The sequence below is a fragment of the Ruminococcus sp. XPD3002 genome, from assembly GCA_900119535.1.
GTDB lineage: Bacteria > Bacillota > Clostridia > Oscillospirales > Ruminococcaceae > Ruminococcus > Ruminococcus flavefaciens_H.
The window spans coordinates 101,208-127,644 of the sequence record FPJT01000001.1; the positions used below are offsets into that span (position 1 = coordinate 101,208).

Genomic DNA, 26,437 nt, shown 5'->3' on the forward strand with positions numbered 1-26,437 from the left:
GCGCGCTTTACACGTGCCCTTCCCATCTGTCAGCTTTGCTGACATCTCCCTACAGTGTAGGGAGTCACCCAACATCCCGTTGCAGGGGGCGGATCTCATCCGTCCATAAAAAGGAGGATATATATATGGCAAAAGCAATGACGATATCCTATGAGGTGGGAAATAACCTCTATCTTAATTTCACAAATAAATGTCCGTGCGCTTGTACATTCTGCATAAGGAACCATGCGGACGGCGCTTACGGTTCGGATCCGCTTTGGCTGGAGCATGAGCCAACTATGGACGAGATAAAGGCAGACCTTGAAAAACGTGACCTGACTAAATATGACGAAATAGTGTTCTGCGGTTACGGTGAGCCTACGGAGAGACTTGATGCAGTTATCGAAGCTGCGGACTTCCTCCGCAAAAAAGGATGCAAAAAACTCCGTATCAACACCAACGGCCTCGGCGACCTCATCCACGGCAGAAGCATTGCCGAAGAGCTCTGCGAAGCTATGGACGTTGTATCCATAAGCCTTAATGCTCCCACAGAAAAGGACTATATGGACGTAACACGTCCCAGATTCCCCGAGGCTTTCACCGCACTTCAGGACTTCACAAGAGACTGCGTAAAGACAGGCAAAGCCGAGATAATCATGTCGGTCGTGGATGTTATACCGCAGGAGCAGATAGATGCCTCCCGTGTGCTTGCTGAAAAGCTCGGCGCTAAACTCCGTGTACGTACTTTTGATGATTGATTTTGTTAGGGTTCAATAAATATCAACATATATATTTGTGCAGTATTTTGGAGCTGCATTATGGAAAAATTATTGAAAATATGGTATAATCATATTGTATCATCAGTTTATCAACTCAGCCGACCTATTCGGTAAGGAGGATTATATGACAAAAAAAGCTAAGATCATCCTCGCTGTATCACTTTCAACAGTCGCTGTTGCCGCAAGTGCCGCAGCTGCTACAGTGGTGATATGTAAAAAGATCTACGAGAAGAATTACTTCTCTGTAAACTAAGCTGATCTATTCGCTCCGCAATGATGCGAAACGAAAATATATAAAAGAAGGTAGAAAGAAATGGAAATCAAATTCACAAAAGCAGAAACTCTGAAAAAGAAGCCGCAGCCAGGCGATAAGCTCGGTTTCGGCCATATCTTCACAGACTATATGCTCGTTATGCCTTATGACGAGGGACAGGGCTGGCATGATCCCGAGATCAAGCCTTATGCTCCTATTGATCTCTCACCTGCTGCTATGTGCTTCCACTACGGTCAGGAAGTTTTCGAGGGCCTTAAGGCTTACAGAACTGCTGAGGGCAAGGTTCAGCTTTTCCGTCCGCAGGAAAACTTCAAGAGACTCAACAAGTCAAATGAGCGTCTTGTTATCCCTGAACTCCCTGAGGAGCTCGGTATGCAGTGCCTTATGGAACTCATCAAGGTTGAAAAGGACTGGGTTCCTTCAAAGGAAGGCGAGTCACTCTACATCCGTCCGTTCATCATCGCAGTTGATCCGTTCCTCGGCGTTAAGCCAGGTGAGCATTACCTCTTCATCATCATTCTCTCACCTTCAGGCGCTTACTATGAGAGCGGTCTCAACCCTGTAAATATCTATGTTGAGAGCAAGTATGTCCGCGCTGTAAGAGGCGGTATGGGATTCGCTAAGACAGGCGGTAACTACGCTGCTTCACTTATCGGTCAGGACGAGGCTCACAAGCAGAACTACTCACAGGTTCTCTGGCTCGACGGTGTTGAGCAGAAGTACATAGAAGAAGTAGGCGCTATGAACATCTTCTTCGTTATTGACGGAAAGGTAGTTACACCTATGCTTCAGGGCTCTATCCTCCCGGGTATCACAAGAAAGTCTGCTATTGAAGTCTGCAAGGCTAAGGGACTCGAGGTAGAGGAAAGACGTATCGATATCCAGGAGATCGCTGATGCTTACGATGCTGGCAAGCTCGATGAAGTATTCGGTACAGGTACTGCTGCTGTTATCTCACCTGTTGGTCACCTCAAGTGGGGCGATAAGGTTATGGAGATCAACGGCAACAAGATCGGTAAGATCTCTCAGATGCTTTATGATACAATGACAGGTATCCAGTGGGGCAAGGTTGAAGACAAGTTCGGCTGGGTAGTACCCGTTGAGTAATGAAAAAAGGAACATTGATACAAATGCTCGTCGGCTTTGCTTTAGGCATAGCCGGCGGCATTGTTTTAATAAAAGTTTTAGACGCACATTCGCTTATTAAAGCGCTTTATGCAATGTTATGGCTGTTTATATTATTTTTGCCTTCAATAATCATCCATGAAGGCGGTCACTATGTTATGGGCAGACTTACGGGTTATAAGTTCGTTTCTTTCCGCATAGGCTCGAATACATGGGTGAAACAGGACGGCAAGCTCGTCAGAAGAAAGTTCAAGCTTGCAGGTACAGGCGGACAGTGTCTGCTTATGCCTCCCGAATCGGACACTCCCGAGGATGTGCCGTTTTTCTGGTATAACTTCGGCGGCGGATTTTTCAACCTGCTTACTGCACTGATATGTATACCCATTGGCTTGCTCATAAACAACTTCTGGGTTTCCGCACCGTTCCTGATGTTCGGTATCATGGGTATAATGTTTGGTATCATGAACCTCGTGCCGTTAAGCACTACTGTAAGCAATGACGGTATGAATATCTTAAGGATGATGCGGGACAAGAGCCTGCGTACAGCTTTCTATAACTCAATGGCAGTAAACGGTATGCAGAGCGAAGGAGCTATGTTATCGGATATTTCCGAGAGATATTTCGTGCTTCCCGAAGATGCAAGCAAGGATGCTGTCGATATGAATATGCTGCTTAATGCTCAGCGCTTAGAGGAGAGATTTCAGTTCAGGGAAGCCGATGAAATGCTCAGCCGTTTTATAAATGACGGCTCAAAGGTACAGCTTTATATCAGCGAAGCAAAGTGCGAGAGAATGTTCTGCCGTATGGCTCATGGCGCGGATAAGTCCGAAATAGAGTCCCTCTACGATAAGGAAGTCAAGGACTACGTCAAGCTTACGGAGAAATTCTTTGTGACCAGACGCAAGCTGCTCTATCTTTATGACCTCTTATACAAAGAGGATAGAGAAGCAGCTGAAAAAGAGTATCAGAAAGCCGTTGATATGAAGGGCAGTTACCCGAATATCGGCGAATATAAAACAGAAATGCTGATCCTTGAGCATATCAGGAATGAGCATGGAATGAAATAAAAGCGGAGTCCTGTTCAGGACTGTGCTTATACGGAAGTTTATATGTATTTATCGGGGAAAAACCTTTCTGAGGAAAGGTTCTCCTCTTACGGAGGCGGTCCCCTCTACCTCACTTTGTTCGGCATCTCCCCGCACTGCGGGGAGTCACCCCGAACCCCTTTTCCAAAGACTTTTTGCCCCAAATTTTCAGCCTTACAGGGTGCTCAGTTATAGTAATCACTAAATTGTTTGTTTTACATGAGCACCCTGTAAGGCTGAAAATTTAAAGTAAAGGCTCTGAAAAGAATTGAGGAAAAACCTACTCAAAGAGTTTATCTCAATAACACATATAAAAACATTCTGTATGAGCAGAGTTCCGAACGGGACTCTGTTTTTGTATCTTCATGGAATATTGTCCGCATGGTGTGAATATCATTGTACAAAGCATTTTTCAAGGAGGTACGAAAATGGAATTAAAACTGATAAGAGAGACCATACCTGCTGCCGAGAAAATATTCGACGGTATACAGGAACAAGGTGTGGAACTTGATTATATCCTTCCCGACTATTATCCCGATATATTCCGCCTTGTGCGCTGCGAGGCGGTGCCCGTGGTAACAGGCTATTCAGTTATAGGCGACAAGCTCTCATATGAACTGAGGTGCGATATCCGCATACTCTACTGCGGAGAAAACGGCGATAATGTACAGTGTATAGTACAGCAGCAGAGCTTCTCAAAGACCGCTGAACTCGGCAGAAACGTTACAGGTAATGCAGATGTACGTATATCCGCAAAAACGGGACATATAAACTTCCGTGCAGTGAACAAACGCAGACTTGATATACGTGCAGCGGTATCGGTCAAGCTTACTGTAACAGGCGAAAGGGAACAGGAGTTCATATCCGATGCTGAGGGAATGAACATCCAGCTCAGGAAGATACCTGTAAGATACGCCGCACAGCGTCTTAATGCCAACAAGAACGTTCAGGTCTCGGAGGATACCGAGATAGCAGCATCACAGCCTGATATCATATGCATAGCCGCTTGCAGATGTACCGTGTCGCAGTGCGACGTAAAGACTGTGTCGGGAAAACTGCTTGTCAAGGGTGAGGTTACAGCGGATATACTCTATTCCTGCCAGAAGGACGGTTCTTCCGCACTTGAACCTGTTTCATTCCCTGTATCCTACAGTCAGGTCGTCGATATGGACGGTATAGACGATTCATTCGAGCATAACGTTACTGCCGAGGTGGTCTCCTGTGAGGTTTCACCCATTGCGGACCGCTCAGGCAGCAACAGGACTATCCACTGCGACCTTGAACTGCATCTCATCTGCAATTCGGTGAGGATAGCTTCCGCAACTGCCGTAAGTGATGCATATTCCACGGTATATCCATGTGAAGTTACCTTCTCGGAGATACATGCGGAGCAGCTTCCCGAGGTGTACACAGAGAACTTCCGCAGAACTGCGGTGCTTGCGCAGGGAGAAAGTGTTCCTGCGGCGGTATACTCTGTATGGTGCAGTCCGAAAAACATAAACGCAAGGATAGCAGAGGACGGCAGGTCCGTGATGCTTTCTGGGATGCTGACTTATTCCATGGCTGCAAAGGACTCTTCGGGAATGATCGTAATGCCTGACAAGGATGATGCCTTCGAGGAGAAAATAGCCGTAGGAAGCGATATTTCTGGAAAGGATGTTTCTGCCGATATCAGGGTATCGGGCGTATCCTACAATATCTCTTCGGACGGAGTCCTTACCGCAAAGGCGGAGCTTGCGGCGGATATCACTTCCGGCGGTTCTTCTTCCATAACCGCTGTGACCGATATCGTCGTTGACGCCTCATCAAAAAAACAGCGTGACGGAGACTATGCTGTGAAGCTGTATTTCGGCATCGAGAACGAGAACGTCTGGGATATAGCCAAAAGATACAGCACCTCTGTTGACGCGGTCATGGAAGAAAATGAACTGAACGGCGAAAAACTCGAAAACGGCGGTATGCTGCTGATACCAATAAAGGAATAAACGATAAGGAGCAGATCATGGCTAAAGATATTTACAGCAATATCGCCGAACGTACAGGCGGCGATATCTACATCGGAGTGGTTGGTCCCGTCAGGACGGGCAAATCGACTTTTATCAAGCGGTTCATGGAGTCGCTGGTGATACCCAATATAACAAGCGAGTTCATGCGTGAAAGGGCAGTTGACGAGCTTCCACAGTCCGCCGCAGGCAGGACTATAATGACCACCGAACCCAAGTTCATCCCCGAGGAAGCAGTGGAGGTCAGTCTCGGCAGCGGTGCCTCATTCAACGTGCGGCTGATAGACTGCGTTGGTTACATTGTACCGAGTTCCATAGGGTATATCGAGAATGAAGCTCCACGTATGGTCATGACATCGTGGTTCGATGAGGAGATACCATTCAATATGGCGGCGGAGATAGGTACTCAGAAGGTCATATCCGACCACTCCACAATAGGTCTTGTGGTGACTACAGACGGCACTATCTCCGATATTCCGAGGCAAGAGTATGAGGAGTGCGAGGAAAGAGTTATCCGCGAGCTTAAGGAACTGGGGAAACCCTTTGTAGTAGTACTGAACACTGTGAATCCTTCATCGCCCGAGGCTAAACAGCTTGCTGCGGAGCTTTCGGATAAGTACGATACCAAAGTCATACCCATAAATGCCACGGGACTTGATGAAGGCGATATACGGGACATAATGCGTGAGATACTCTACTCTTTCCCTGTACGTGAGATCAATATACGTGCCCCGAGGTGGATACATTCACTTGAAAAGGGACACTGGCTCAGGTCCGAGATACTGGACTGCATACGTGATGCGGCTAAGGACATAAAGCTCGTAAGAGAGGCAGAAAACGCCGCCGCAGCAATGTCGGACTGTCCCCATATAATATCCGCAGCAGTATCATCTATCGACCTCGGCAAGGGCGTCGTGACTATCTCCGCAGAGCTTGACAGCAGTCTGTTCTATAAGATACTGGGCGAAGCTACAGGCATCGAGATAGAGAGTGAGGGCGACCTTATGCCGCTTCTCATGGAGCTTAACGATATCAAGAAAAAGTACAGCCGTATTGCTCCTGCGCTGGAGGAAGTTGAAGCTACGGGTTACGGTATAGTCATGCCCGAACTGGAGGAGCTTACTCTTGAAGAACCGAAGATAATCAAGCAGGGCGGAAAATACGGCGTTAAACTTAAAGCCGCAGCGCCTTCCATACACCTTATGAAAGCCAATATCAATACGACTGTATCACCTATAGTGGGTACGGAGAAGCAGTCCGAGGAGCTTGTTATGTACCTTCTGGACGGTTTCGATGACGATCCCACTAAAATATGGGAGAGCAATATCTTCGGCAAGTCACTCCACGAACTTGTGAACGAGGGACTGCACAATAAACTCTACAAGATGCCTGTAGATGCAAGAATGAAGCTTCAGGAGACTCTTGAACGTGTCATAAATGACGGCTGCAGCGGACTAATCTGCTTTATCCTGTGATATGGATATTTACTTGTGTTATTGGGAAAGCCTTTTGAAAGAAGTGCTTTTCTCAAATTCTCTTTAAAGTCTTTACTTTAAATTTTCAGCCTGACAGGGTGCTCATGTAAAACTACTGGTTTAGTAATACTATGAGTGAGTACCCTGTCAGGCTGAAAATTTGGGGCAGAAAGTCTTTGGAAAAGGGGTTCGGGGAAAAAACTTTCCTCAGAAAGGTTTTTCCCCGATAAAACATATAATAATTCCTGTATCAGTCATGAAGTGTGAATCTTCTGACGTCGCCTGCCATGCCTACGAACATAGCCTTCGGTCTTGCCCACACCTGACCGTCCTTAAGTGACTTGTAAATCACAAGCTCCTCGTTGTTCTCGCTGTGACGTGCTACGGACAGAAGCTCGTACTCTCCGCCCTTGAAGTGACGGTATTTTCCACCGATGACTATTTCGGTCTCTGTTGTATCAGGTATTTCCTGAACCTCGGGCGCGGCTTCTGCGGCACTGTTAACTATATCGTCCGATACGATGATCATAGATGAGAAAGGCGGCATTTTGACGTATGCATTGCCGTTATTCACAGATATCTCTGATGCACTGAGGACGTCCACAAGTGCAGGGAGATGCGTACCGAAGTTAAGGTCATATTCATATTCGCTGAGGTTGAGCGCTACATATACGGTCTGGTCGCCCTGTATCTTCTTGAAGAGAAGCTGCTGGTTTGTGATGATGATACGCTCATAGCTGCCTGTTCTTACAGCAGGGTAAGCGCGGTAAATGCGTCCGAGCTTTACAATGTGCCTGTATAAATCGGTGTTTTCCTTTTCCATATCTGCAAGGAAAAGGCACGGACGAAGATTATCATCGGAGTTATTTTCCTTGCGTCCCTGTATGCCGTATTCGCTTCCGTAGTAGATAGAAGGTATACCGGGCATGCAGTACATAAGAGTATATACAAGGGGCAGGTAAGCAGGGTTAACAAGAGTGCTTGCAAGGCGGTTTACATCGTGATTGTCCACGAAGTTATAGAGGTTTATATTGCGGTAGATTCCGCCGTTTGCGCCTGACTGGCGGTTTATCGAGTAGTCTATCTCGAAGTAGTTCTTGTCGTTATGGGAGGAATAGAGTCCCTTATAGCACTCGTAGTTTGTAACGCTGTCCAGCATTTCCGGGTTAGCCCAGCGGTTGTAGTCGCCGTGGATTATCTCGCCCATGAGCCAGAAATCGGACTTCTTTCCCTTGCAGAAATTGCGGATGCGCTTGAAGAAATCAAAGTCGATGCAGTCTGCGGCATCGAAGCGTATACCGTCGATGTGGAATTCCTCTATCCAGTAGTTCACCGCATCGATAAGGTGGTCGCAAACGCCCACATTGCGGAGGTTCAGCTTTACGAGATTATAGTGTCCGTTCCAGCCTTCGTACCAGAACGGATCGCCGCAGGGTGAGGGACCGCCGAAGTTCAGGTTCTGGAACCAGTCACAGTATCCCGAACCCTGTCCCTTTTCCTGTATATCAACGAACTGAGGGAACTTTCTTCCTACATGATTGAAAACGCCGTCGAGGATGACGCGGATGCCGTTCTCGTGGAGCGTATCACATATCCTTTTGAATGAAGCATTATCGCCGAGTCTGCGGTCTATCATCTTGTAATCGGTAGTATCGTAGCCGTGTTCGACAGACTCGAATACAGGTCCGAAGTAAACTGCATCCACGTTCATTTCCTTGAAATGAGGTATCCATTCGAGTACCTTGTCAAGACGGTGGACAACTTCGCCGCCGTCGTTATACTTAGGCGCACCGCAGAATCCGAGAGGGTAGATGTGATAGATTATGGCATTATCGTACCAGTTCATATTAATTAACTCCTTTATAAAAAAATGATGTGCTTTATAATGCCGGGGGACTATTTGCCGCTGCTTCCCTCAAGGAAGTATGTAGCTTCCATATCTGCAACGTGGAGGGCAAATGCGAGAGGGTACATTTCAAGTGCCTTGCCGATAGTATTCTTGTCCTCGATGCCTGAGAAGCCCATATGCCAGCGGATAGCGAAAGCCTCGTCACGGGTGAGTCTTCCATCGCCGTAGAGGTAGCCTGATATGATGTATACCGACTTTTCTCCGTGACCGTAAGGCAGTGTATCATTTATGGTATAGCAGGGGACTTTTTCCCACACGCCTGCATCGTTCTTTTTGTTGCGGTACTCTATCGCGTAGAAATTGACCTTGCATATATCGTGGAGAAGCGCAACAAGGGCGATAGTTTCTTCAGAGAAGTCCATGCCGTATACTTCCTTTGTTCTGGGACGTGAGAGGTAGTCCTTCAGGCAGTGGTATACATTAAGGCTGTGCTGTACGAGACCGCCTTCATACGAACCGTGATAGCGTGTGCTGCTGGGAGCGGTGAAGAAGTCGCTTTTTTTGAGGAATTCCAGCAGTTTATCTGCGCCCTGACGCTTGATATTTTCGGTATATATAGAAATAAATTCTTCTTTTGGTGTCATATTACAGCTCCTTTCGGTGGAATGACGAAATGCAGGGACAATAACCGCCTAATGGCAGTTATTGAGTACACATTAATTATACCACCTATGATTTTTTTATTCAATAGCGGCGGCGAAAGTTTACAAAAAAGTTGAAAAAACAGGCGGATGCTGAATATTGTAATTGCTCCGCAAATGGTGAATTAAAAAACAGTCCTACGGACTGCTTTTTAAGAAGGAACGCCCTGCAAGTGAGGGCGCTTCCTGAAATTATAATTCTGTAAACGATTCTTTTACTGTTTTGCATACTGCCGAGAAGAATCCCATTTTTCTGAGCTTCTCCGCACACAGTTCCGCCTGTTCAACAGTCTCAAAAAGACCGAATACTGCCGAACCGCTTCCCGTCATATTGGCTTTCAGTGCATCCTTGTTCAGCATGATAGATATAATGCTGTCCACCTCTTCAAGCTGTACTGCCTGCTGGAAAAGGTTGCCGAAAAAGCGGTACGCTTCATCAGGAGATACCTTTATATTCTCTGCAAGCTTTTCGGCTTCGGGATGTACGGGTGCTTCAAGTGAGTCCACTGCACGGTATGCCTCAGCAGTTGATACGCCCTGACTGCCCTTTGCTATGACCAGTATCCTGTCCGAATAATCGGCAATGGGAGTTATCTTCTCGCCGATGCCCTCAACATAGGCAGTACCGCCTGTAAGGAAGAAAGGAACGTCCGCACCGAGTCTCTCGGTATGTTCCAGCGATTTGCCTGTAAGTCTGCTGAGACAGTAGATAACTGCGGCAGCATCTGTACTTCCGCCGCCCATGCCTGCCTGAGAGGGGATACCCTTCTTTATGCTGATATTGCAGCCCGAGGTCATACCGTTCTCTTCAAGAAAGAGCTTTGCGGCTTTATAGGCTATATTCCGCTCATCACAGGGGATAGGATCAGCGGCGGCGAACTCCTCTGGTACTTCACAGGTAAGGGAGATTCCCTCATCGGTAAGCTCTACGGTTACCTCGTCGTAGAGTCCTACGGTCTGAAAAACGCTTTTTATGTTATGATAGCCGTTCGGGAGCTTTTCCGTAACGTCCAGAGCAAGATTTACCTTTGCGGCTGTTTTAACCTTCATGTTTTTCAGCCTCCAGCTTTTTCAGGAATTTCTCGATACGGCCCATAGCTTCCATAAGGTGCTTGAAGGAGTATGCGTAGGAAATACGGATATATCCCTCTCCGCTGTCGCCGAATGCGCTTCCCGGAACTGCGGCTACCTTTTCCTCATAGAGAAGGCGTTCGCAGAACTCCTCACTGGAAAGTCCAGTGCTCTTTATGCATGGGAACACATAGAATGCACCCTCGGGATTGAAGCAGGTAAGTCCGAGACGGTTGAATTCGCCCACAAGGTAGCGGCGGCGGACGTTATACTCCGCAACCATTTTCTTTACCTCTTCATCGCATGAGGTAAGAGCTTCAACAGCGGCGTTCTGGCTTATGAACGGACTGCACATGATGCCGTATTGATGTATCTTGGCTATCTGAGTTATTATCGGTTCGGGTGCGGCTACGTATCCGAGACGCCAGCCTGTCATGGCATAGGCCTTTGAGAAGCCGTTCACGTATATTGTACGCTCACGCATTCCCTCCAGTTCAATTATAGAGAAGTGCTTCCTGCCGTATGTAAGCTCGGAGTATATCTCGTCTGAAAGGACTATTATATCTGTACCGCGGAGGAACTCTGCAATAGGTTCAAGATCCTCCTTTGTCATTATAGCGCCTGTGGGATTGTTAGGGAAAGGCAGTATAAGGAGCTTTGTACGCTCTGTGACCTTGTCCCTAAGGTCGTCAACAGTCAGCTTGAAGTTGTTTTCAAGGCGTGTGGGGACAGGTACCGCAACTCCGCCAACAAGCTCTACCAGAGGAGCATAGCATACGAAGCAGGGCTCAACTACGAGAACCTCGTCGCCCGGATCGATAAGACCGCGCACTGCAAGGTCGATAGCCTCAGAACCGCCGACAGTTACTATCATTTCCTTGTCTGGATCATATGTGATACCGTGCTTTTTGGCGATATTATCGCTTATAGCTCCTCTCAGCGGAGCGAGTCCCTTATTCGGTCCGTAGACGATGTGTCGGCGTTCAAGGACCTGTATAGCGGCTTTTCTTATTACCCACGGTGTATTGAAATCAGGTTCGCCGACACCAAGTGAGATAACGCCTTCCATAGTGCCTGCGATATCGAAGAATTTTCTTATGCCTGAAGGCTTTATCTTTTTGATCTTGTCCGAAAGGACCTTATCGTAATCTATCACGCTTAACCCAGTCCCCTTTCGTCCTTATCCTCACCATCGATGAAGATGCCCTTCTCCTTGTATTTCTTAAGGATGAAGTGTGTTGATGTTGAGAGAATACCGTCTATTGTAGCAAGACGCTCTGAAACGAAGAAAGCAACATCTTTGAGGTTGCTGCCCTTTACCTCTACTGCAAGATCGTATGCGCCCGAGGACATAAGGCTTACGCTTTCTACCTCGTCATACATCATGATAGTCTTTGCGATATCATCGAATCCGCAGTCTCTCTGAGGTGTTACCTTAAGCTCGATCGTAGCGTAAACGATTGATTTGTCAAAAAGGTCATCGTCCAGTATTACGCTGTAGCCCTTGATAATTCCGCTGTCCTCGAGCTTTTTTATCTCTGCGGCAGCTTCATCGGCTGAGATGCCGAGCATTTCGCCCAGTGCATGATTTGATATGCGGGCGTTCTGCTGTAATATATTGATTATCTCGTTTTTCATGGTATCATATCCTTTCGTATAATTTGTATCAGACTATATCTGTAAACTGCGGCTTTCTTCCCTTGAAGAATGCAAGACGTTTGAAGCCTGCGGCATATGCTGTTTCAGCGCCTTTTTCCACGTCCTTGCCGATGTCCTCAACAGTATGCGAATCCGAACCGATAGAGAGTATCTCTCCGCCGAGGTCACGGAACATCTTAACGTATTTGAGATCGGGGAAAGTATCACCGAAGCCCTGACGGAGTCCCGATGTGTTTATCTCGATACCTCTGCCGTTCTGAGCGAGATTGCGGAAGGTGTCGGCTATTATATCATCGAATCTGCTTATATCAGGACAAATGCCGTGTCTCTGCTTCATATAGCGCAGGCAGTAGGTGATATGTCCGATAACGTCAAAGAGGTCCGTGCGGCTCATTTCGTTAACTTCCCTGAAATAGCGCTCCAGAAGGTCGTAGATCTCGTCCATTGTCAGCTTCTCATAGTCGATATAGTAGAAGTCCTTCTCGCCCAGCACCTGATGAACAGAACCGACAATGAAATCCACTCTTTTGTCAGCATTTACTATTCTGGCGACCTCTGTATCGTGTAGTATCTGTCCCAGTTCAACTCCGCAGATGAGGTTGAGCTTTCCGCCGTACTGCTCTTTCAGCTTTGTTACAGCTTCGACCGAACCGTAGAAATCGTCCTTATAGTTGAAATGGTCAACATCGGGAGGAGCGGAGGTGTAGTGCGCTTCATCGTACCATGCATTGCATTCGCAGTGGTCAGTAATGGCGTAGGCGGCAAGTCCGAGCTCCGCGGCTCGCATGATGCATTTATTTATATCAGCTTCCGAATCGACGGAAAATTGTGTGTGAGTGTGACAATCGATAAGTTTCATAGTATGTCGTATCCTTTCGTATAATGACAGCTCAGTGCTGCCGATGCATTCATTGTACCACATAAGCGGAGCGATGTGGTATAATTACCCGATATGCAGGGAGCAAATCAAGGATTTGCGTATCTGCAAGGGCATTTAGACTAAAGTATAATGAATGTGTACATTCATTATACCACATAAGCGGAGCGTTGTGGTATAATTACCCGATATGCAGGGAGCAAATCAGAGATTTGCGTATCTGCAAGGGCATTCAGATAAAGTATAATGAATGCTCCAGCATTCATTATACCACATTAACGAATCTGTTTCCATAGTTTTTAAGATTTTTTACTGTTTAAAAATAAAAATTAAATATAGGACTTTATTTTTATCGCAGGATATGGTATAATTAAATGTAAATGTGCATCGGCAGGACTGTTTCTGTATCAGCTGCCGTGGACAAAAATCTATTTGCGGAGGTCAAATATATGAGAGCAGTTGTAACTGTAATTGGTAAGGATAACGTAGGCATCCTTCATAAGGTAAGCGGTATATGCGCTGAAATGGGTGCGAATGTAATAGAGGTGACACAGAGCGTTCTTCAGGATATGTTCGCTATGATTATGCTCATTGACATAACTGCTATGGACAGAGATTTCGCAGAGCTCGTAGACCGTATGACAAATCTCGGCTCTGAGCTTGGTCTTTCGATACATACTATGCACGAGGATATCTTCAACTCGATGCACACTATATAATCGAAACTATCAGAATGAAAGGATCTTTCCAATGCTTAACGTATATAATATACTCGAAACTATACGAATGATACAGGACGAGTGCCTTGATATAAGAACCATAACAATGGGTATATCGCTTCTGGACTGTATCGATACCGATATCGACAAGGCGTGTGATAAGGTATACAACAAGATAGTGGACCGTGCAAAGAACCTCGTTTCAGTAGGTCAGCAGATCGAAAAGGAGTATGGTATCCCGATAATCAACAAGAGAATATCGGTAACTCCTATAGCACTTCTTGCTGCTGCATGCCCTAACGAAAATCCTGTTAAGTTCGCAAAGGCTCTTCAGAGAGCGGCAGATACCTGCGGAGTTAACTTCATCGGTGGATATTCGGCACTTGTGCAGAAGGGCTTCAGTGCAGGCGATGAGGCGCTTATCCGCTCTATCCCAGAGGCTCTTGCTGTAACCGATAATATCTGTTCATCTGTAAATATCGGCTCTACAAAGTCGGGAATCAATATGGACGCTGTAAAGCTCATGGGACAGATAGTTAAAGAAACTGCCGAGCGTACAGCTGACCGCGACTGTATCGGTGCTGCAAAGCTTGTTGTATTCTGCAATGCGGTAGAGGATAACCCCTTCATGGCAGGAGCTTTCCACGGCGTTGGCGAGCCTGACTGTGAGATACACGTAGGTGTATCGGGACCGGGTGTTGTACGTGCTGCACTCAGCAAGTACCCCGATGCTTCAATAAATGAGCTTGCGGATATTATCAAGAAGACCGCATTCAAGATAACACGTATGGGACAGCTTGTAGGCGCAAGAGCTTCAAAGCTTCTCGGAGTGCCTTTTGGTATAGTTGACCTTTCACTTGCTCCGACTCCTGCTATCGGCGACAGCGTTGCCCATATCCTTGAGGAAATGGGACTTGAACAGTGCGGAACTCACGGAACTACAGCATGCCTTGCAATGCTCAACGACGCTGTAAAGAAGGGCGGAGTTATGGCTTCTTCCACTGTCGGCGGACTTTCGGGTGCATTCATCCCTGTTTCAGAGGACGCAGGTATGATAGATGCCGCTGTTGCAGGTACTCTCAGCATCGAAAAGCTCGAAGCTATGACTGCCGTATGCTCTGTGGGACTTGATATGATAGTTGTTCCCGGAGATATTGCTCCCGAGACTATTTCTGCTATAATCGCTGATGAAGCAGCTATCGGTATGGTAAATACAAAGACAACTGCTGTTCGTCTCATCCCTGCTATCGGCAAGAAGGAGGGCGAAACTCTCGAATTCGGCGGTCTGCTTGGAAGCGGCCCTGTAATGCCGATACGTGACAAGTCTGCGGCTAAGTTCATAAACCGCGGCGGACGTATCCCTGCACCTATGCACAGCCTTAAGAACTGACGTCAAAAAGTTTTAGTACAATATCTGATACAACAGGAACTGATGTTCCTCATAATAGAAAATGATCATGTTTCACGCTTAGCCGCTCATAGAGAGCGGCGCGTGACAAATATAAGGGTGAAAATAAAATGAATATTGATAACAGACCTACTATGGCAGAAAAAACAGCTCACGCTGTGGGACTTGTTTGCTCTGTCGGCGTTTTACTAACTGCTGCATTATACTTTGCAAAACTACTGCCTGAGAATGTAGACGGATTTTTCATTATGGAACCGCTCCTTTCCGTTCTCATGCTTTCACAGGGCATAAGGCTCTGGAGAAGATCCCGTGTTACGGCTTTTTTCTCATTCGCTGCGGCTTTATTTATAGCCGTTGTAACGTTCATCATGCTGTTTTCCGACCGCTCGGCATAAGATCGGAGATATAAAGATTATTCTGTGAGGTGCAGGTATGGAGATAGTTGATATACTCCGCAGATTCGGCATAGAAAACTGCGGCAGTATCTCAGGACTTGATAACGGACATATAAACCGTACATTTCTTGCGGAAACGCCCGAAGGCAGATATATAGTCCAGTCACTTAACAGTGAAGTGTTCTGTGTGCCCGAAGCGGTAATGGAGAATATCTCCGCTGTCTGCGGTGCATTCATGAAGCATCCTGACGAGTATGTATCTGTTCCGCAGTTCCTGACTGTCGGCGAGGACAATTTTATCCTTTGTGATGGTGAACTGTGGAGGGTTTATCCCTTTACCTGTGAATCAGGGGAGTATTCCCGCACAGAGAAGATCTTTTGTTCCGGACGTGCCTACGGATCATTTATCCGTATAATGTCCGAAGAGAAGCCTAAGCTGAAAACAGTCTGTGAGGGCTTTCATGACATCAAAAGGTATTTCGGCAGACTTCAGGCTGCAATGGCAGCTTCTCCGATGAAGAAGATAGACAGCGGTATAATTGCACGTCTCGGCAGTATCTGTGATACACTTGACCATGTATTTCCGGCCTCTTTCAGAAAGCGGATAATACATGGTGATGCAAAAGCGGATAATGTGATATTGGGAAACAAGTGCTCTGTTATCGATCTTGATACGGTGATGTACGGATATGCGGCTATCGATTTCGGCGACCTTATCCGTTCGGTCTGTCGCGGAAGTGACTATGACTACAGTGTGGTAAGAAATGCGGTAAAGGGTTTCGCCGAGGGACTTGGAGGTATTCTTTCCCCGGATGAGACCGATTCGCTGTATTACGGTATACTTTGGGTGACAGCAGAGCTTGCCATAAGGTATCTTACGGATTATATCAGTGAGGAGCATTATTTCCGTGACAAGACTCCTTCGGAATGTCTTGTAAGGGCGAATGAGCTTATTGTACAGCTGAATAATTTCATATTGCATGGTGATGAGATAACTGAAATGATATATGCTGCCTTCAGGAAAGCGCAGTAAATAATAAGCCATAAAGGAGAGTGATTCTTCTTTATGGCTTAAATTTTTTTGTAACGTAGTATTTCACCAATTTTGGATTCTAAATGGGTTTCACATCTTTAGCGGAGTCCGGAGGCAGTAACCGCCAAAAGGCGGTTACTGAGTACACATTAGTTATTATTTGAAGTAAGCTACGCCGCTCTCAAAGATCTTCTGATCCTTGTTTCCTTCAACGTTCTTGCAGATGTAGCTTCCCTTACGCTCTGAGTGTCCCATTTTACCGAGAACTCGTCCGTCAGGAGAAGTTATACCCTCAATAGCCTCAATAGAGGTGTTCGGATTGTAACGGATATCCATTGTCGGATTGCCGTCAAGATCAACGTACTGTGTTGCGATCTGACCGTTGTTTGCAAGACGCTGGATAAGGCTCAGAGGAGCTACGAAACGTCCCTCGCCGTGTGAGATCGGAACTGTGTGGATGTCGCCTACGTTAGTACCGTAGAGCCATGGGCTCTTGTTTGATGCGATACGTGTGTTTACCATCATGGACTGGTGACGCGCAATGGTATTGAATGTAAGTGTAGGTGACTCGTCAGTCATGTCAACTATCTCGCCGTATGGTACAAGACCGAGCTTGATAAGTGCCTGGAAGCCGTTGCAGATACCGAGCATAAGACCGTCACGGTTCTTAAGGAGATCGTGAACAGCGTCCTTTATCTTAGGATTGCGGAAGAATGCTGTGATGAACTTACCGCTTCCCTCGGGCTCGTCACCGCCGCTGAATCCGCCGGGGATCATGATTATCTGTGATTCCTTTATTGCCTTCTCGAAGTAGTTTACAGAGTCCTCAAGGTCAGCTGCGGAAATATTCTTGATAACGACTGTCTCGGCAGTTGCGCCTGCCTTCTCGAAAGCTCTTGCTGTATCGTATTCGCAGTTAGTTCCGGGGAATACAGGGATGAGTACTCTTGGCTTAGCGAATTTCTCGGAAGAAGTTATCTTCTCTGTAACAGGCGAAGAGAATGTAGCAGGAGTTGAGTCTGTAGTTCTTATGCGGCATGGGAATACAGGTTCGAGCTTGCCTTCCCATACTCTCTGAAGTGCATCGAGGTTAACTGTGTAATCGTATGTGAATATCTTGTAATCCTTGATAGTCTTACCGATGACCTTCTCATCGTCGGAAGCTTCACCTGTGAGCTCGATGATGAAAGCACCGTAGCAAGGCTTGAAGAGCTGTTCTGCTGTAAGTCTTGAAGTGAACTCGAAGCCGACCTTGTTACCGAAGCACATCTTAGCGATACCTTCTGCTGCACCGCCGTAGCCGAGAGTCCATACAGCATTTGCACGGCCTGCGGAGATTATCTCCTCAACCTTGTCAAAGCATGCCTTTATGCTGGAGAATACAGGGAGACCGTCCTTGTCGTATTCGGGAGCGATGTAGATAACGTTGTCGCCCCAGCGCTTGAATTCGGTTGATACTACCTTATCAGCCTTAGCTGTTGATACTGCAAAGGAAACGAGTGTAGGAGGAACATCTATGTTCTCGAATGTACCTGACATAGAGTCCTTACCGCCGATAGAGCCGCATCCCATTTCGAGCTGTGCCTTGAATGCACCGAGAAGTGCTGCAAGAGGCTTGCCCCAGCGCTTGGGATCGTTCTGAGTTCTCTCGAAGTATTCCTGGAATGTGAGCCAGCATTTCTTATATGTACCGCCTGCTGCAACTACCTTTGCGATAGACTCAACAACAGCGAGCATTGCGCCGTGGTAAGGGCTCTTCTCGGAAATATCAGGGTTGTAACCCCAACCCATGAGTGAGCAGGTATTTGTTTCGCCTTCGAGGACAGGTATCTTGGCTGCCATAGCCTGTGAAGGAGACATCTGGTAAACGCCGCCGAAAGGCATGAGAACTGTGCCTGCGCCGATAGTCGAGTCGAACTTCTCGATGAGTCCCTTCTGTGAGCATACATTCAGGCTGCCCATGAGCTCTGTCCATGATTCAGCGCTGTCAGCCTTGTCGTTGTAAGAGTACATCTCAGGCTGCTCAACAGTGATATCTGTGAACTTTGGAGCACCGTTTGAGTTGAGGAACTCACGTGAGAGGTCAACGATAGTATTGCCGTTCCAGTTCATTTTCAGTCTTGGTTCAGCAACAACGTCAGCTACAACAGTAGCTTCGAGGTTTTCCTTCTTTGCTTCTGCAAGGAATTTATCAAGATCCTCGGGAGCGATGACTACAGCCATTCTCTCCTGGGATTCGGAAATAGCTATCTCAGTACCGTCGAGACCGTCGTACTTCTTTGGTACTGCGTTGAGGTTGATGATAAGACCGTCAGTCAGCTCGCCGATAGCAACTGAAACGCCGCCTGCACCGAAGTCGTTGCAGCGCTTTATCATCTTTGTAACATCAGGATTGCGGAAGAGTCTCTGGAGCTTTCTCTCCTCGGGCGGATTACCCTTCTGTACCTCTGCACCGCATGATTCCAGTGATTCAAGTGTATGTGACTTTGATGAACCTGTAGCACCGCCGCAGCCGTCACGTCCTGTTTTACCGCCGAGGAGTATAACGATATCTCCCGGAACAGGTCTTTCACGGCGGATGTTCTCAGCAGGAGCAGCACCGAGTACAGCACCAATCTCCATACGCTTTGCAACATAGCCCGGGTGGTAGACCTCAGCAACATGGCCTGTAGCAAGACCTATCTGGTTACCGTATGAGCTGTAGCCGTTTGCAGCGCCGACAGTTATCTTTCTCTGGGGGAGCTTACCTGTGATAGTGTCCTCAACGGGAACGAGAGGATTAGCTGCACCTGTGACACGCATAGCCTGATATACGTATGAACGTCCTGAAAGCGGATCACGGATAGCGCCGCCGAGACATGTAGCAGCACCGCCGAAAGGTTCGATCTCAGTCGGGTGGTTATGAGTTTCGTTCTTGAACATGAGTATCCAGTCTTCGAGCTTGCCGTCGATATCAACCTTGATCTTTACGGAACATGCATTGATCTCTTCACTCTCGTCAAGGTCGGGGAGAAGTCCGTCAGCCTTGAGCTTCTTTGCCGCAACTGTAGCAAGATCCATGAGAGTTACAGGACGGTCATTTCTGCCAAGCTCCTCGCGGACGTTTATGTAAAGCTCGAAAGCTTCTCTTATATAAGGTGTATCTATATTTACGTGCTCTACATTTGTAAGGAATGTAGTGTGACGGCAGTGATCCGACCAGTATGTATCGATCATGCGTATTTCAGTGATAGTGGGATCGCGGCGCTCTTTTGTACGGAAGTAGTCCTGGCAGAACTTTATGTCGTCGTAATCCATAGCAAGACCGAGCTTGTCAACGAGTGCGTGAAGTCCCTGCTCATCCAGTGAAGTGAAGCCTGTGAGAGTATCAACTGTAGTAGGGATATCGTACTTTGTATCAAGTGTCTCGAACTTTTCAAGTGAAGCTTCACGGCTCTCAACAGGGTTTATTATGTAAGCCTTAAGGCGGTCGATGTCAGCATCGCTGAGGCTTCCGCTCACAATATATATCCTTGCGTTTCTTACACGGCAGCGCTCGCCCTGGCGGAGTATCTGTATACACTGCTCACAGCTGTCTGCACGCTGATCGAACTGACCGGGGAGATATTCAACTGCAAATACGTGCTCGTCATCACGGAGCTTAGGAAGCTCGTCGTAAACAACGTCAACAGCAGGCTCTGAGAAGACTGTGCTTATAGCAGCCTTGAAATCTTCTTCGCTGAGCTTATCTGCATCGTAGCGGTTGAGTATCCTGACGTTCTTAAGGTCAAGACGAAGTGCTGTCCTGACATCGCTCAGGACTGACTGTGCTTCAACTGCAAATTCAGGTTTCTTTTCAACATAAATTCTGAATACGGACATAAATCTGTTCTCCTGTTCTCCTCGTTATGAGGTTCAGTGTTCTTTTATCTCTCCGATACAGTGATCGGAGCGGTTCTCTTTTATTATAACACTAAATATGTGATTACGCAAACTTTTTTCGGAATTTTTTCTGTAAATTTTTATGAGAGTGTGATCGGGAGCGCATCCCTGATGGAATTCAGGCGAATTTTCGCGCTCGAAAAGCACTTTCACAGTTTTTCCAACCTGACGGGCAAGGTAACTGCTCTGAAGCTTTGCGGCAGCCGCTTTCATCCTGTCGGCACGTTCAGCTTTCACGGCGGAGGGGATCTGCTTCATTGAAGCCGCAGGAGTTCCCTTTCTCGGGGAGTACTGGAATACGTGTATCTTGGCAAATCCGACCTTCTCTGCAAATCTCAGGGATTCCTCAAAGTCCTCGTCAGTCTCTTCGGGAAAGCCTACCATTATATCGGTGGTGAACGCCGCATCGGGGAAGTGCTCCAGTATCCGGCGTGTGAGAGAATAGTACTCATCGGCGGTGTAGCGGCGGTTCATGGCTTTGAGAGTCCTGTCGCAGCCTGATTGCAGTGAAAGATGAAACTGCGGACATAGTTTCGGCTGTGCGGCGAGTCTGCGGAGGTCATCTTCAAGCAGCATTTCGGGTTCGAGAGAACCGAGACGTACACGCTCTATGCCTTCGATACTACAGCAGAGCTCAACTGCATCCGCAAGCCTGAGACCGCTTTCCATGCCGTAGAATGCAAGGTTTATGCCTACAAGTACGATCTCCTTGTGTCCCGAATCCGCAAGCATCTCCACTTCCTTTTTAAGTATATCTGGGGATTTGCTCCTGCATCGTCCGCGGGCATAGGGTATCATGCAATAGCTGCAGAAACAGTTGCAGCCGTCCTGTATCTTCACGAAAGCCCTCGTTTTGCTGAATGAACTGCGGTATTCCATAGACTCGAATGTATCGTGGTTCGTGTAGGGGACTATGTCCACGAGTCTGCCGTGTTCGGATATGAACCTGCTTACAAGCTCGGGGATCTTTTTTCGTTCATTGGTGCCTGTTATGACGTCTGCTTCGGGAATTTTTGCCTGTATATCGGGATCTGCCTGTGGCATACAGCCTGTCAGGACTATAACACTGTCAGGGTGATCCTTGCGGAGCTTCCTGACCGAATACAGCGATTTGCTGTCGCCGCTTCCTGTGACAGTGCAGGAATTGACTACTATAATGTCGCTTTCCTCTGCACTATTACATATTCCGAATCCGTTATCCTCGAAGCAGCTTTTCAGAGCTTCTGTTTCGTACTGATTGACCTTACAGCCAAATGTAATAAAATATACTTTATACATATTTCTCCTTAATTTAAAAATTGCTATCAAAGAGTTTTAAAAGCATCCATGTAAATACTGCACAAAAAACACTGTTTGCTTTTGTGGACATTAAATACTCTCTTTTCTGAATAAATTATCAAATTCAATGTCTCTTATATTATACTAAATTGACGAAAATATTTCAAGTGGCTTGACATTGGGTTTTTTTAGTGCTATGATGTAAGTGCGGTAAGGAAAGCCGCAGAAAAAGAAATAAACGATAAAAAACCACACATCCACACGTTATGGGAGGTATGAAAACAATGACAAAGACTACAGTTTCACTTCAGGCTATCAATGATGTAAAGGAATTCGTGAATATCGTAATGAAGTATGATTTCGATATCGATCTGGTTTCAGGCAGATATGCCGTAGACGCAAAGTCTATCATGGGTATTTTCAGTCTTGACCTTTCAAAGCCTATCGAGCTCAACGCTCACACAGATGACGCAGACAAATTCTTCAAGGAAATCGACAAATTCATCGTAAAGTAAGATAAAGATATCAATAAAAACACACCTGATAAACGCTGTCACTTTTGGCAGCGTTTCTTTTTTTGCCATGATTTGCCTGTATATCGCAGGGATTTGATGATATAATACCAACAGACGGTTTTCCGATGAAAACGTCAAATCCCGAAAGAAGAGGTGTTCTCAATGTGGGACAAGATCGCGCTTATCCTTCTCATTGTCGGAGGGATAAACTGGGGATTGGTCGGTATTTTTGAGCTGGACCTTATTGCGTGGCTTTTCGGCGGCGCAGGCAGCCTTATCGCAAGAACTCTCTACATCCTTGTGGCGATTTCTGCTGTGTGGTGCATTTCTTTCCTTTTCCGGAAGGAAGAGTCACTGGCTTACGATTCACCGAACCGATAAGACAATAAACGCTCCCGATGATGCCGCGGGAGCGTTACATATTTTGGAATGAAATCAGCAATATATGGGGAGAAGGAAGAAATTGACAGAAATACAGCATATACAAACAGTATTATTCTTGTGAGAATTTACTAAACCAATAACTTTGCAAGTATATATTTTTTATATGAAGGTATAAATATTTTTAAAAACGCCTATAGATAGCAAAAAAAATATTGACAGTAAATGTAAATGATGTTAAAATTAACACACGCGGAATAATTTTTGGTAAATGTTTTTAGGAGGTTGAAAAATGAAACTGAAAAGATTAATTGCAGCTTCGGCTGCGGCGGCGATGATGGCAAGCAATTCTGCTGTCATTACAGGCGCTTCCTTTGCAGCTGAGACCGCTGCTGAAAGCAAAGTCACCTACGGAGATGCCAATCTTGACGGAGATGTTTCTCTCGGTGATGCGCTGGCGATATTACAGTTTATAGCTAACAAGGAAAAATACCCTATGGATGAACAGGCTCAGCTCAATGCGGACTGCGTTGATCCCGGTTCGGGTATAACAGGTCTTGATGCGATCGCTGTACAGCTTATCGATGTGCAGTACATAAGCAGGGATGATCTTCCGCTGACAAGCGAGAAGCTTGAATCATTCTTCAAAAAGCCTTCAGACAGTGATACACCCGAGGAACAGGGCAATGCCACAGTTTCAGACGGTATCTACGCTTTTGGCGTGTATAACGAAGAGACAAAGTCCGTCGACATCGAATGGCTCGTGAACGAAGATGTAAAAACTGTTGAGCTCTTTGTTTCTGATGACAATAAGAAGTATGTATCCGCTGCTAAGGTTGAAGATGCAGACAGCTACAGCTATGCTCTTGAAGATATCAACGGTACAGTATACTTCAAGGTCGGCTATACTGACGACAAGGGAAATAGTTACGAATCATTCCCGTTCTTCATCACCAAGGAAGAGGATACATATATAACAGATTTCTTCGATGCTGATGAGGACGGCATTGCTGATATGTTCGAGTCCGCTTACGGCAGCGATATTGATTCCAAGGATACTGACAAGGACGGACTTACCGATTATGAGGAAGTGTATATCACAGGTACCGATCCTGCTGTTTCCGATTCGCACAAAAAGGGTGTTTCGGATGCAGAGGCTGACTGTGATGATGACGGCATCCCGAACAAGAAGGAAATGGAGCTTGGTACCAATCCTCTTGATAAGGATACAGACGGCGACGGCCTTACTGACGGTGAGGAAGTTAACGATCTTAAGACTGATCCTCTTGTTAAAGATACAGATGAGGACGGACTTTCGGACTATGCAGAGCATAAAATGGGTACTGATCCTGTTAATCCGAAATCCGTCGGAAATAAAGACGGAGATGTTTTCATTTCTCAGGCAGTAAGAGTTGATGCTCCTGTTCTCGACTTGGTTAATACTGAAGAAAATGCATATAAGCTTGCTGTTGATATGAACGTAGTGGGATTCGCTGAGGAGAAACTTACCGTATCTAAAAGCAGATACACCGATGTTATCGATGAAGAGGCTATTGTCGGAGACGTTATCGATGTTGTTGTTGATAAGGATGCAAAGCTCGATTCGATGAAGCTCAGATTCAATATCAAGGATGAATACAAGGACAATAAACTCGGTACTTATGAGGGACTTGAAGGCATAAAGCGCTTTTCTGTTTTCCAGTATAACGAGGATATCCATATGTTCATCCCGCTTGATACTTATTACTCCGAGTCTGAGAACAGTGTTATCGCTTACATAGACGGTACAGGCACATACTGCATAATGGACTCTGAGATCTGGTTCGATTCACTTGGCATCAAGCCTGAAGAAGAGGAGGATATTCCCGAAAAGTCGGAGGAAACAGGTACTGTTGAAAGTCCTGCGATGAACGGTGCGACTGATGTAAGTATCGAAGCTCAGGATGAGAGCTCGGCTCCGACAGTAAGAAACGAGGCATTCGAGCTTGCTTTTGCTATCCAGATGTCAGGTTATAACGGTGATGAAAATTTTGAATCTCAGAAGAAGCTGATCCATGATATGGGTGCGTATCTCTTCAAGAATTACGACGGTGTTGTTATCCATCTTATTCCATATGATATTCAGACAAAGGCTATGCAGCTTAAGGAAACTTCAACCACTAACGACTTCTCTGATCTGAAATCCCTTGATGCAGCTCTTGAAAAACTTGAATATCACGCTATGTGGGGGCCGGCAAACAGACTTATTGCATACAAAAAAGTGTATGATGAGCTTTTGGCTTCTTATAGATTTGTTAATAAAATATTTGTAGTAAATCTCATGAATGCAGGAACTCAGCCTACAAGTTTTAGAAGCGATGATTATACTGATGCTGATTATGTCTATACTTATTTTTGGGAAAATAATATGGATTTCTCAGAAATATACTATAAAGAGAAACCTGATGAAAATCTGAGTTATTACATGGAAAACGAGTATGGCGGACTGGATATTGAATTCGATCCGGATGCTAACTACAAGGCGCTTCTCAAACGAATCGAAAATAATGTTGAAAAGTACGCTTCATATGATATAGAGACCATAAACGGCAATATCAAGGTGGTCCTCAAAGGTGCACTGGGACCGAATTCCGATAATGATACCGACGGAGACGGAGTTCTTGACTGGGAGGAGCTTGACAGAACTTATATGATAATCTATCCCGACGGTACATACGAATTCCCGACATATACTGAACTCTTCGAGAAGGCTGATATCACTGTCGGCAAGAAGAAGGATGAAAATGACGTTCCTTACGGCCCTTACCAGTGGCATGATACTCCTTACGGACCAAAGCTTAAGGATTTCTATGATAACACAGATGTAGCTGTATGGGAATCAAATCCTACAAAGTCTGATACTGATAATGACGGAATCCGTGATGTATGTGATAATTCTCCGTTTGAAGCTCTGGATGATCATTTCCAGGTCGTTGATGACTACACTGCCGTTAAATACAGAGATCTTCTTTCAAACGGCTATGAGAAGGTAATACATGATTCGGAAACTTCATATCTTACAAAACCGATGACCGCTAAGATGTTTGCTGATAAAGCAAAGCTCAGGATTATGGCAGTAGGCGGAAAAACTAAACTGTCATCACTTCTGAATGGTACAGGCTTTGTTGAAGACATTCCTTCTTTTGTTGATGTAGTCGGAAGTACACCGAATGCTTCAAAAGCGCTTAGCCATTTTCTTAATGGAAAGGGTACAGATATGTGCTTTGATGATTTTAACTATGCTATCGGACTTACAACAGTCGGAAGAAGCAGATATTATGATAATATGAACTCCTTTATGGATATGGTCGAAAAGAATGTGAAATTAAACCATAAGTTTGATTTTTCTACTGTAAAGGACATTGAAAAGCCAAGAGATGTACATAAAACAGGTACACTTTTAGCATCTTCATGGAAATGTAATTATCATGAACTTGTATGTTCGTACGATTTGAATGCATCCATTGACTGGTGGCTTGCAGTAGGCGGCGGACAGAATGCACTCGCAGCAACGGTCGACTGCTCTAAAAACGCAGCAGGAGAAACAGTATACACAGCTAAGATAAAATATTATCTGCTTGATTATTATGACTGGTCCAATGACGGAGAGGCTGCTGCTTCTGATCTTCATTCAAGCGGACTTGCAAGATCATTCCTGTCCTATGGTTGTTATGAGACAGAGTTAGAATGGAAGAAGGGTTCGAGATATCCCGGAGATCAGTGGGGCAATTCAAGCCTTTGCGCTGATACAAAACTCGATGGTATCACTGATTCGGCATTAGGAGAAAGCCACTTAGCTGCAAGTATTTACTATAACGCTGTTACAAAAGCTTAATTATTCAAGAAATAATATAAAACAAATGATCAAAAA

At 45.9% G+C, this 26,437-nt stretch carries 21 protein-coding genes; 13 read left to right on the forward strand and 8 right to left on the reverse strand.

The window, feature by feature from the left end; genetic code table 11:
- Positions 1 to 125 precede the first annotated feature (125 nt).
- The 6 genes from BT127_RS00395 (at position 126) to spoIVA (ending at position 6,720) form a co-directional block, all read left to right on the forward strand.
- Entirely contained in the window at positions 126 to 737 is a 612-nt protein-coding gene (locus BT127_RS00395) for a TIGR04100 family radical SAM protein (RefSeq protein WP_075423047.1), read from the forward strand.
- Positions 738 to 882: 145 nt separating this feature from the next.
- On the forward strand, positions 883 to 1,011 hold the full coding sequence (locus tag BT127_RS17095; protein WP_318257073.1) for a hypothetical protein: 129 nt from the start codon (positions 883 to 885) through the stop codon (positions 1,009 to 1,011).
- Positions 1,012 to 1,071: 60 nt separating this feature from the next.
- On the forward strand, positions 1,072 to 2,139 hold the full coding sequence (locus tag BT127_RS00400; protein WP_075423048.1) for a branched-chain amino acid aminotransferase: 1,068 nt from the start codon (positions 1,072 to 1,074) through the stop codon (positions 2,137 to 2,139).
- 113 nt (positions 2,140 to 2,252) lie between these two features.
- Positions 2,253 to 3,224 (forward strand): M50 family metallopeptidase, encoded by a 972-nt coding sequence (locus tag BT127_RS00405; protein WP_350339269.1) that lies wholly within the window; start codon positions 2,253 to 2,255, stop codon positions 3,222 to 3,224.
- Between the two features lie 446 nt (positions 3,225 to 3,670).
- The gene (locus BT127_RS00410) at positions 3,671 to 5,227 is read left to right on the forward strand and encodes a DUF3794 and LysM peptidoglycan-binding domain-containing protein (protein ID WP_075423050.1); all 1,557 of its coding nucleotides are present in this window, start codon (positions 3,671 to 3,673) and stop codon (positions 5,225 to 5,227) included.
- Positions 5,228 to 5,244: 17 nt separating this feature from the next.
- Entirely contained in the window at positions 5,245 to 6,720 is a 1,476-nt protein-coding gene (gene spoIVA, locus BT127_RS00415) for a stage IV sporulation protein A (RefSeq protein WP_075423051.1), read from the forward strand.
- A gap of 250 nt (positions 6,721 to 6,970) precedes the next feature.
- On the opposite strand, the gene BT127_RS00420 is transcribed toward spoIVA, so the two are convergent.
- From BT127_RS00420 to BT127_RS00445, 6 genes are all read right to left on the reverse strand, one after another.
- Positions 6,971 to 8,566, reverse strand: coding sequence for a DUF1653 domain-containing protein (locus BT127_RS00420; RefSeq protein ID WP_075423052.1), 1,596 nt, complete (start codon positions 8,564 to 8,566; stop codon positions 6,971 to 6,973).
- A gap of 50 nt (positions 8,567 to 8,616) precedes the next feature.
- Entirely contained in the window at positions 8,617 to 9,213 is a 597-nt protein-coding gene (locus BT127_RS00425; RefSeq protein ID WP_075423053.1) for an HD domain-containing protein, read from the reverse strand.
- A gap of 249 nt (positions 9,214 to 9,462) precedes the next feature.
- Entirely contained in the window at positions 9,463 to 10,320 is an 858-nt protein-coding gene (ispE, locus tag BT127_RS00430) for a 4-(cytidine 5'-diphospho)-2-C-methyl-D-erythritol kinase (protein ID WP_075423054.1), read from the reverse strand.
- A complete protein-coding gene (locus BT127_RS00435; RefSeq protein ID WP_175541889.1) occupies positions 10,310 to 11,497 on the reverse strand; it encodes an aminotransferase class I/II-fold pyridoxal phosphate-dependent enzyme in 1,188 nt (395 codons plus the stop codon). Before BT127_RS00435 ends, ispE begins: the two co-directional genes overlap by 11 nt.
- Before the next feature lie 2 nt (positions 11,498 to 11,499).
- Positions 11,500 to 11,979 (reverse strand): Lrp/AsnC family transcriptional regulator, encoded by a 480-nt coding sequence (locus BT127_RS00440; RefSeq protein ID WP_075423055.1) that lies wholly within the window; start codon positions 11,977 to 11,979, stop codon positions 11,500 to 11,502.
- A gap of 28 nt (positions 11,980 to 12,007) precedes the next feature.
- The gene (locus tag BT127_RS00445) at positions 12,008 to 12,859 is read right to left on the reverse strand and encodes a histidinol-phosphatase HisJ family protein (RefSeq protein WP_075423056.1); all 852 of its coding nucleotides are present in this window, start codon (positions 12,857 to 12,859) and stop codon (positions 12,008 to 12,010) included.
- Positions 12,860 to 13,326: 467 nt separating this feature from the next.
- Here BT127_RS00445 and BT127_RS00450 point away from each other — a divergent pair, with 467 nt between their 5' ends.
- From BT127_RS00450 to BT127_RS00465, 4 genes are all read left to right on the forward strand, one after another.
- Positions 13,327 to 13,596 (forward strand): ACT domain-containing protein, encoded by a 270-nt coding sequence (locus BT127_RS00450; RefSeq protein ID WP_075423057.1) that lies wholly within the window; start codon positions 13,327 to 13,329, stop codon positions 13,594 to 13,596.
- A gap of 31 nt (positions 13,597 to 13,627) precedes the next feature.
- A complete protein-coding gene (locus tag BT127_RS00455) occupies positions 13,628 to 14,986 on the forward strand; it encodes a PFL family protein (RefSeq protein WP_075423058.1) in 1,359 nt (452 codons plus the stop codon).
- A gap of 128 nt (positions 14,987 to 15,114) precedes the next feature.
- Positions 15,115 to 15,399 carry a hypothetical protein gene (locus tag BT127_RS00460; RefSeq protein WP_075423059.1) on the forward strand — a complete coding sequence of 95 codons (285 nt, stop codon included), beginning with the start codon at positions 15,115 to 15,117 and terminating at the stop codon, positions 15,397 to 15,399.
- Positions 15,400 to 15,436: 37 nt separating this feature from the next.
- The gene (locus tag BT127_RS00465) at positions 15,437 to 16,432 is read left to right on the forward strand and encodes a phosphotransferase enzyme family protein (RefSeq protein WP_075423060.1); all 996 of its coding nucleotides are present in this window, start codon (positions 15,437 to 15,439) and stop codon (positions 16,430 to 16,432) included.
- A 156-nt stretch (positions 16,433 to 16,588) separates the two neighbouring features.
- On the opposite strand, the gene BT127_RS00470 is transcribed toward BT127_RS00465, so the two are convergent.
- Both BT127_RS00470 and mtaB read right to left on the reverse strand, forming a co-directional pair.
- Positions 16,589 to 20,293: a phosphoribosylformylglycinamidine synthase gene (locus BT127_RS00470; protein ID WP_075423061.1), complete on the reverse strand. Its 3,705-nt coding sequence runs from the start codon at positions 20,291 to 20,293 to the stop codon at positions 16,589 to 16,591.
- Between the two features lie 33 nt (positions 20,294 to 20,326).
- Positions 20,327 to 21,631, reverse strand: a complete 1,305-nt coding sequence (gene mtaB / locus BT127_RS00475; RefSeq protein WP_075423062.1) for a tRNA (N(6)-L-threonylcarbamoyladenosine(37)-C(2))-methylthiotransferase MtaB — start codon at positions 21,629 to 21,631, stop codon at positions 20,327 to 20,329.
- Positions 21,632 to 21,915: 284 nt separating this feature from the next.
- Here mtaB and BT127_RS00480 point away from each other — a divergent pair, with 284 nt between their 5' ends.
- The 3 genes from BT127_RS00480 (at position 21,916) to BT127_RS00490 (ending at position 26,401) form a co-directional block, all read left to right on the forward strand.
- Complete coding sequence (locus BT127_RS00480) at positions 21,916 to 22,146, forward strand: HPr family phosphocarrier protein (RefSeq protein WP_075423063.1); 231 nt, start codon at positions 21,916 to 21,918, stop codon at positions 22,144 to 22,146.
- Positions 22,147 to 22,308: 162 nt separating this feature from the next.
- Complete coding sequence (locus BT127_RS00485; RefSeq protein WP_075423064.1) at positions 22,309 to 22,527, forward strand: DUF378 domain-containing protein; 219 nt, start codon at positions 22,309 to 22,311, stop codon at positions 22,525 to 22,527.
- Between the two features lie 292 nt (positions 22,528 to 22,819).
- Positions 22,820 to 26,401 (forward strand): hypothetical protein, encoded by a 3,582-nt coding sequence (locus tag BT127_RS00490; RefSeq protein ID WP_075423065.1) that lies wholly within the window; start codon positions 22,820 to 22,822, stop codon positions 26,399 to 26,401.
- Positions 26,402 to 26,437: the final 36 nt, after the last annotated feature.

Excerpts from the sequence above, each read along its gene's own strand:
- BT127_RS00405 (WP_350339269.1), top strand. The coding sequence starts at position 2,253 with ATGTTATGGCTGTTTATATTATTTTTGCCTTCAATAATCATCCATGAA.
- BT127_RS00410 (WP_075423050.1), top strand. The coding sequence starts at position 3,671 with ATGGAATTAAAACTGATAAGAGAGACCATACCTGCTGCCGAGAAAATA.
- ispE (WP_075423054.1), bottom strand. The coding sequence starts at position 10,320 with ATGAAGGTTAAAACAGCCGCAAAGGTAAATCTTGCTCTGGACGTTACG.
- BT127_RS00425 (WP_075423053.1), bottom strand. The coding sequence starts at position 9,213 with ATGACACCAAAAGAAGAATTTATTTCTATATATACCGAAAATATCAAG.
- BT127_RS00480 (WP_075423063.1), top strand. The coding sequence starts at position 21,916 with ATGACAAAGACTACAGTTTCACTTCAGGCTATCAATGATGTAAAGGAA.
- BT127_RS00395 (WP_075423047.1), top strand. The coding sequence starts at position 126 with ATGGCAAAAGCAATGACGATATCCTATGAGGTGGGAAATAACCTCTAT.
- BT127_RS00445 (WP_075423056.1), bottom strand. The coding sequence starts at position 12,859 with ATGAAACTTATCGATTGTCACACTCACACACAATTTTCCGTCGATTCG.
- BT127_RS00455 (WP_075423058.1), top strand. The coding sequence starts at position 13,628 with ATGCTTAACGTATATAATATACTCGAAACTATACGAATGATACAGGAC.
- BT127_RS00400 (WP_075423048.1), top strand. The coding sequence starts at position 1,072 with ATGGAAATCAAATTCACAAAAGCAGAAACTCTGAAAAAGAAGCCGCAG.
- mtaB (WP_075423062.1), bottom strand. The coding sequence starts at position 21,631 with ATGTATAAAGTATATTTTATTACATTTGGCTGTAAGGTCAATCAGTAC.
- BT127_RS00465 (WP_075423060.1), top strand. The coding sequence starts at position 15,437 with ATGGAGATAGTTGATATACTCCGCAGATTCGGCATAGAAAACTGCGGC.
- BT127_RS00485 (WP_075423064.1), top strand. The coding sequence starts at position 22,309 with ATGTGGGACAAGATCGCGCTTATCCTTCTCATTGTCGGAGGGATAAAC.
- BT127_RS00470 (WP_075423061.1), bottom strand. The coding sequence starts at position 20,293 with ATGTCCGTATTCAGAATTTATGTTGAAAAGAAACCTGAATTTGCAGTT.
- BT127_RS00440 (WP_075423055.1), bottom strand. The coding sequence starts at position 11,979 with ATGAAAAACGAGATAATCAATATATTACAGCAGAACGCCCGCATATCA.
- BT127_RS00460 (WP_075423059.1), top strand. The coding sequence starts at position 15,115 with ATGAATATTGATAACAGACCTACTATGGCAGAAAAAACAGCTCACGCT.
- BT127_RS17095 (WP_318257073.1), top strand. The coding sequence starts at position 883 with ATGACAAAAAAAGCTAAGATCATCCTCGCTGTATCACTTTCAACAGTC.
- BT127_RS00420 (WP_075423052.1), bottom strand. The coding sequence starts at position 8,566 with ATGAACTGGTACGATAATGCCATAATCTATCACATCTACCCTCTCGGA.
- BT127_RS00450 (WP_075423057.1), top strand. The coding sequence starts at position 13,327 with ATGAGAGCAGTTGTAACTGTAATTGGTAAGGATAACGTAGGCATCCTT.
- spoIVA (WP_075423051.1), top strand. The coding sequence starts at position 5,245 with ATGGCTAAAGATATTTACAGCAATATCGCCGAACGTACAGGCGGCGAT.
- BT127_RS00490 (WP_075423065.1), top strand. The coding sequence starts at position 22,820 with ATGAAACTGAAAAGATTAATTGCAGCTTCGGCTGCGGCGGCGATGATG.